We start from the raw sequence: 6,419 nt of genomic DNA, 5'->3' as shown, positions 1-6,419 counted from the left end.
ATTGGGTTTGGACCCTAAATCAGCCCGGTTTCCCGGTCTGGGATATGACGGGAAATGCGGTCGGGTTTCGCGATAATCTTGGCAATCGCTCAAGGGCCGGTGCAGCTTCCCAGACTCACGTTGGGAAGGATGGCCGCGCGCTTCCGCCCTCAGAACGTATTGTCAAATCTTGGCGAATGAGCCGGTCTGGTTCATCGTAAATTTGAGCTACGATATACCGGGACGACAAATCAGGTATTTTACCCCGCCAATGAACCAGAAATTTGCTTCCCGCGACCTGTATATGACAGTAGATTCAATGCGTCTACTTCAGTAACCGGACGACTAAATAAATACCCCTGCAACGTCGTGCATCCATTCTCGCGAAGTTGGGCGAGTTGTCGATCGTCTTCGACTCCTTCTGCCGTCGTATCCATCTTCAGCGCGGTTGCGAGGTCGACGATCGCTTTGACAATGGCTGCGGCAGTCGCATCGTCGGCCACGTTAGTAACGAATGAGCGATCGATCTTGATCTTGTCGAAAGGGAAAGATCGCAAATAGCTAAGCGAGGAATATCCCGTCCCGAAGTCGTCCAGCGCTATTCGCACCCCGAGCGACTTGAGCATGTGCAGGATCTGAAGGACGTTGGACTCGCCGTCCAAAAAGACCGATTCCGTGATCTCGATTTCCAACCGCTCCGGAGCCAAACCACTTTTGGATAAGGCTTGGAGCACGATCGCACTGAAGCCTTTTGCGCGGAACTGGAGTGGCGAGACATTGACCGCGATGCGGATATGCGTCGGCCATGCCTCCGCGATCCGGCAAGCTTCATGCATCACCCACTCGCCGATCTGGAGGATCAGGCCGCATTCTTCGGCAATCGGGATGAAATCCGCTGGCGAGATATAACCCCGCTGAGGGTGCGGCCACCGCAGTAGCGCTTCAAACCCCTTGATCGCACCATTGTCGCCCGCGACGATCGGCTGGAAATGCAGGCGCAGATCCCCAGACCGGATCGCGACGCGCAAATCCGTCTCGATCTGACGACGACGGCGCGCGGCCTCGTCCAGCGACTGCTCGAAAAAGCGGAAACCGCCCCGACCATCGGCCTTGGCCCGGTAAAGCGCCAAGTCCGCATTCTTCAACAAGGTCATGCCGTCGCGACCATCGGTCGGGAAAATGGCTATACCGACACTGGTGCCAATTATGGTCGTGTGGCCGACTACGTCCCACGGCTCGGCCAGCGCCTTCACGATCGCCTGCGCCAGCCGCCGGGGGCGTTCGGAATGGGCCTCTACGCCAACGATGATCGCGAACTCGTCTCCGCCCAGTCGTGCGACCATCGCGCCGTCGGCCAACCGCAACAGCAACTGGCCGACATCGCGCAGAAGCGCATCGCCGACCGGATGGCCCAGCGTGTCGTTGACACCCTTGAAACCATCCAGATCCAGACACAGGACTGCGACTTCTTCGCCCAGCCGCTGCGCGCGTGCCACCGCCTGGTCGAGGGCCTGTTGAAAGAAGACGCGGTTCGGCAGGTCGGTCAGGCCATCATGGAATGCCAGATGCGAGATGCGCTGCTCGCGCTCCTTGATACCCAGCGACATCCGATTGAACGATGATGCCAGCCGGCCAACCTCGTCCTGGCTGACCACCTCGACTTCATGCCGCTCCCCATTTTCGAGCAGCCGGGCCGCCGTATCCAGGGCCGCGATCGGCTTCGCGATCCCGCCTGCCAACCGCCGGGTACCCAGGACGATGAGGACGAGCCACACGACCCCGGCGATCACGAGCCCGATCTGGATCGAACGATAGGACTCCATGGCCCGCGCGATGGGATAGGATAGCAGGAGGGCAACCTGAGCCGACCCGTCCGGCCCAGCAAGCGGGCGGACCATCGCGTAGCTGCGTCCGACGGGTGTGCGGACCGTCGCCACCATCCGCTCCGCACTCGCCGGCAGCATCACATCGCCGATCCGCCATGCCCCCTTATCCGTGCCGATCAGGATCGTCGCATTGATCGGAATGGCAAAGAGCCGCTCGAGCTGGTGCAACTCCCGGGCATCGAGTGGTACGACGAACGCGATACGCCCGATCTCGTTGGGCGCGAGGATCGGCGCGGTGACGACCCGATAGGCCAGCCCATCTTTGGCAACGACGCCGTCACGGCGCTCCCTCCCAAAGGCCTGGACCGTAGCGACGATGCCCGTACCGAGTTGGCCGGCATTGCCGATGACCGTGCCATCACCGGTCACCAGAACGGCATAGGGGACATGCGCGCGCACCTTCAGGCTATCGAGCGCGGAAGCGATCGTCGCGACGTCGTTGCTGGCGACCGCGCTTCGGAAACCAAAGTCCCGCGCCACGACATCGGCCGCCCCCGCCAGCGCCCGCTCCCGCTCGTCCCAGAGCCGATCGTAGACCGACGCGCTGGTCATGAGTTCATCCGTGGCCGACGCACGCGCCCCCCGCTCGATCATCACCTGCGCCAGCACCGCCAGGACGATCAGGCCGACGACGAACAACCCGCCATAAAGGACCGTCAACCGCGTCTGGAGCGTGCGAAATTGCGGCAGCCGGATCATTATCGGCGAAGGTGCAGACTGGTGGAAAGACCCGCCCCGCCGATCGTCACGGCCTGTTCTAGCTGATTTCCGGCCGATCGGATCGAGGGGTGCCAGACGGTGATGCGCCCGGTTCCGGCGGCAACGTTCATATGGACGCGGCCATTGGCGTCGGTCTGCGCCGTATAGGGGCTGTTCGTCACATAGACGACGCCATTCATGGCATCGTGGATGTTGCATCCCAGCGTCACCGCCCCCGGCTTGTCGAACACGACGCTGCGGCTTTCGTCCTGGCCAAACAGCTTCAGTTCGAATTTCTTGGGCTTCGAGAAGGAATAGACATGGTGTCGGACCTTGTCGAAATTGGGAAAGCGGACCGTCGCCCCGACCGGCACGATCAGGACCTGCGGATCGAACTGGATATTGCGTTGCCCCACCGCATAGCTTCCGTGCGGAACCGGCGCGGGCGTGTTCGGCATCGTCACCGTCACGATCGCCCCCGCCAGCGGCCGGCCATCGGCGCCGACAATCTGGACCGTGACCGGGGCTGCCAAGGCACTCGCTGGGACCAGCAGGACGGCCAATGAGACTAGAATGGACAGTCTAACCATGGCCGACGGCTTACGATCTTCTGGTTTCCCAACCGTAAACAAAATCTTATTAACTTAAGATTGTTCATTTTGGGCGATGACGCCCCGCATGAGTTGGATTCGATACGTCATAAGCGCCGCCCTCCTGGCCTATTCAGGCCCCGTGATGGCGGAGGAATACCGTACCGGCGGGAAATTGCTGCTGACCAACGGCGTCACCAGCGTCGACGGTGCGGCGGGCGGCGGCCTGGCAAGCTGGGCGGTGATTGCCGGGAATGAGACGCGCAACGGCATCGGCGGAACGGTCCATGCGACGGTGGTCGCCTTGCCCGATTTCGACCTGACGAGCTTCGGCGGCGCGATCGGCATTCATGACAGGGTCGAGCTGTCCTATACCCGTCAGCGGTTCGACACGCGCAGTGCCGGTGCGACTCTTGGCCTGGGCCAGAGTTTTACTTTCGGACAGGATATCTTCGGCGCCAAGGTGCGGATCGCCGGCGATGCGGTGTGGGATCAGGATCGCTGGCTTCCCCAGATCACGATCGGCGTGCAACATAAGCGGGCCAATCGCGGTGCGATCATCCATGCGATCGGCGGGCGCAGCGACACGGGCACCGACTTCACTCTATCGGCCACGAAAATCCTGCTGTCGCAGAGCCTCGTTCTCGATGCGACGATGCGGATGACCAAGGCCAACCAATTCGGACTGCTGGGCTTTGGTGGCGACCGGAACGACCGTTACCGCCCGCAATTCGAGGGATCGGCGGGTTACATGCTGTCCCGGCGCCTCGTCGTCGGCGGCGAGTTACGGACCAAGCCGAACAATCTCGGCTTCGCGCGCGAGCAAAAGGCGATCGACGTCTTCGCCGCCTGGGCGGTGGCCCGGCATGTGTCGCTGACCGCCGCCTATGTCGACCTCGGCGATATTGCCACCGTCCGCAAACAGCGTGGCGCGTTTCTTTCGATCCAGGGATCCTTTTGACATGCTGATCGCCGCCCTTCTTTTCCTGCAGGCCGCAGCCGCCCCCTCCGCACAGGAAGAGCCGGTCCCCGCCTATCGCCCATCGAACGCGAATGCCGGTGCCGTCCCGTTCAATAATGACAAGCTATGGAAGGCCTTTCACGGTGCGCCGGGGGTAGCGCGCATCGTCGACGGCCTGATCGCCCGTAGCCAGGCCGATCCGCGCATCAGCGACATCTTCCGCAATCACGACATGGTCCGGCTGCGGCGTACCCTCAACGAGCAGTTCTGCTACATACTAGGCGGCGGATGCTCCTATACCGGCCGCGACATGACCGCCGCGCATAAGGACATGGGCATCCAACAGGCCGACATGGCAGCGCTTGTCGAAAATCTGCAGGCGGCCATGCGTCAAGAGCACGTGCCCTTTGCGGCGCAGAACCGGCTACTGGCAAAGCTCGCCCCGATGCACCGAGATGTCGTTACACGATAAATCCAGATGTCTGAGCCCAAGGTTTGATGGTGCGATCCTTTCGTGGGAATGGAAGGAAGCCGTATGGGAGAGGTACGCCACGACCACGCACGCCCTCCGAGCAGCAATACAGCGATCACAAGTTTCGCTCGCGACGCAGAGCCGGGAGGTGGGGATCAACCCGAATATGGTTGCGAAGTGGCGCAATCGGGCGATGTTTGAGGATATGAAGACCGGGCCCAAGACTCCTCATTCAACGTCCCTGTCCGAGGCCGAATAGATAGACCAATTTCGACGCCCGCTGGCTATCATACGCTAATCGAGCGCAGGAACGAAAGGCCGCTTACGCCGTCTCACCGTACGATAGCGGTCAGCCTGTGATCTGCCATCGGTAGGCGTTCGCCTCCACCGCCCCACTGCTCGAATGAACTTGTACTTTTTGCCGTCGGCCTCCGAAAGCGGACAGGCCACTTTTTTCTACCATAGGTGACATGCAGCCAGCCAGCATTCGAGTTATTGCCCTGGCCTTGCGAGATGAACGAATGGCAGAAAGCGGGAAGCGGTCTGGCACCTTCGAATGTCGCCTCTTGGGTCGCTCAGACCTCAGTGCGTTCCGCCAGATCCAAAGCATCCTCAACGTCAACGCCCAAGTAGCGCACTGTGCTGTCGATCTTGGCATGGCCGAGCAGAATCTGAACGGCGCGAAGGTTCCCGGTCGCCTTGTAAATGATCGACGCTTTCGTGCGCCTAAGCGAGTGTGTACCATAATCCTGAGCCGGAAGGCCGATGCCGACCACCCACTCGTGCACGAGGCGGGCATATTGCCGGGTGCTCATGTGGGCCATATAGTCGTTTCGGCTCGGAAATACGAAGTCGTTCAGTGTCCCTCCACGACGCTCCAGCCATGCCCGCATTGTCTTGCGTGCCGTGTCCATCAGTTCGAACTGGACTGGCCGTCTGGTCTTCTGCTGAACCACGACGGCGCGGTCACGGACGCGCCCGCCAGAAACTATATCTCCGATCCGCACCCTGACCACGTCGCAGCCGCGCAGCTTGCTATCGATGGCGAAGTCGAACAGCGCTCGATCACGCAGTCGTCTATGCTGGTCGAGCCAGAAGCGAATAGCCCAGACCTGTTGCTGCTTCAGAGCGCGCTTTGCACCGATCAGCCGGCCCTCGTTCCAGGGCCGGAGTTCGTGAAAGGCAGGGTCCATCGACGAATGACCCATCGATCATCTCCATCGGGCCAAATTGCCAGTCGAGCTTACGCAGACGCAGTAAACCGATCGTTCGGAAACGTGGTTGATTGGCCGGTGGTAATGCTGAACGAATGGCCGATATCGGGCACGCCTAGGAATTCTATAAATGACCGGGATTGGGTCTTTGTACCGCCTTCGGTTTCCCGCTGCGTGGCGTTCGATCACTTGTATACCTGCACACCCTGTTGTACCCATCACTGTGCAACTCGCTGGCAGACGGGTTGCGCGGCGACGTAAAATCAATGACTTAGCGCGCGGTAAAATTAGGTCAGGAATCCTGTCTCCCCGACCATATCCAAAAAACCGCAGTTTTCTGCCGTTTTTTGATGACCGAGTCGACGCTCTACGTAGCACATTTACGTAGCGGTCCACACATCGCAAATAGCATTGCAAGTGCGTGCAGACACGCGACTTCGAGGCATGGCCAGCTAAAGGTCAGGGAACGGCATAATGCCCATAGCCCACTATGGCCTTAGGGCTGAGACTCAATCAGAGCCAGAATGCGAGCGCGGTTGCGATGGCGACGCCTGAGAGGAAGTTGACGGCGAGTTTATCGTAGCGGGTAGCGACACGGCGGAAGTCCTTGAGATGGAA

The 6,419-nt window shown here is 60.5% G+C and carries 5 protein-coding genes and 1 pseudogene; 2 read left to right on the top strand and 4 right to left on the bottom strand.

What is annotated here, in order from left to right; all coding sequences use genetic code 11:
* Positions 1–239: 239 nt before the first annotated feature.
* The gene (locus tag SB4_RS10055; protein ID WP_058752474.1) at positions 240–2,564 is read right to left on the bottom strand and encodes a putative bifunctional diguanylate cyclase/phosphodiesterase; all 2,325 of its coding nucleotides are present in this window, start codon (positions 2,562–2,564) and stop codon (positions 240–242) included.
* Positions 2,564–3,097 (bottom strand): methylamine utilization protein, encoded by a 534-nt coding sequence (locus SB4_RS10050; RefSeq protein ID WP_241488575.1) that lies wholly within the window; start codon positions 3,095–3,097, stop codon positions 2,564–2,566. Before SB4_RS10050 ends, SB4_RS10055 begins: the two co-directional genes overlap by 1 nt.
* A gap of 145 nt (positions 3,098–3,242) precedes the next feature.
* On the opposite strand from SB4_RS10050, the gene SB4_RS10045 reads away from it, so the two are divergent.
* Entirely contained in the window at positions 3,243–4,115 is an 873-nt protein-coding gene (locus SB4_RS10045) for a DUF3034 family protein (protein ID WP_153006164.1), read from the top strand.
* A 1-nt stretch (position 4,116) separates the two neighbouring features.
* The gene (locus SB4_RS10040) at positions 4,117–4,587 is read left to right on the top strand and encodes a group I truncated hemoglobin (RefSeq protein WP_058733508.1); all 471 of its coding nucleotides are present in this window, start codon (positions 4,117–4,119) and stop codon (positions 4,585–4,587) included.
* A gap of 575 nt (positions 4,588–5,162) precedes the next feature.
* On the opposite strand, the gene SB4_RS10035 is transcribed toward SB4_RS10040, so the two are convergent.
* Positions 5,163–5,795, bottom strand: coding sequence for a tyrosine-type recombinase/integrase (locus tag SB4_RS10035; protein ID WP_058752472.1), 633 nt, complete (start codon positions 5,793–5,795; stop codon positions 5,163–5,165).
* A gap of 519 nt (positions 5,796–6,314) precedes the next feature.
* Positions 6,315–6,419: pseudogene (locus tag SB4_RS19560) on the bottom strand (IS5/IS1182 family transposase); the annotation flags it as partial.

The organism is Sphingomonas sanguinis (assembly GCF_001476905.1).
Classification (GTDB): Bacteria; Pseudomonadota; Alphaproteobacteria; order Sphingomonadales; family Sphingomonadaceae; genus Sphingomonas; species Sphingomonas sanguinis_B.
The sequence above is the reverse complement of the archived record's forward strand: the minus strand, read 5'-3'. Positions and strand labels throughout refer to the sequence as shown.

Bases quoted from the DNA above. Each gene is read 5' to 3' on its own strand.
- SB4_RS10055 (WP_058752474.1), bottom strand. From the start codon at position 2,564: ATGATCCGGCTGCCGCAATTTCGCACGCTCCAGACGCGGTTGACGGTC.
- SB4_RS10045 (WP_153006164.1), top strand. From the start codon at position 3,243: ATGAGTTGGATTCGATACGTCATAAGCGCCGCCCTCCTGGCCTATTCA.
- SB4_RS10040 (WP_058733508.1), top strand. From the start codon at position 4,117: ATGCTGATCGCCGCCCTTCTTTTCCTGCAGGCCGCAGCCGCCCCCTCC.
- SB4_RS10035 (WP_058752472.1), bottom strand. From the start codon at position 5,795: ATGGGTCATTCGTCGATGGACCCTGCCTTTCACGAACTCCGGCCCTGG.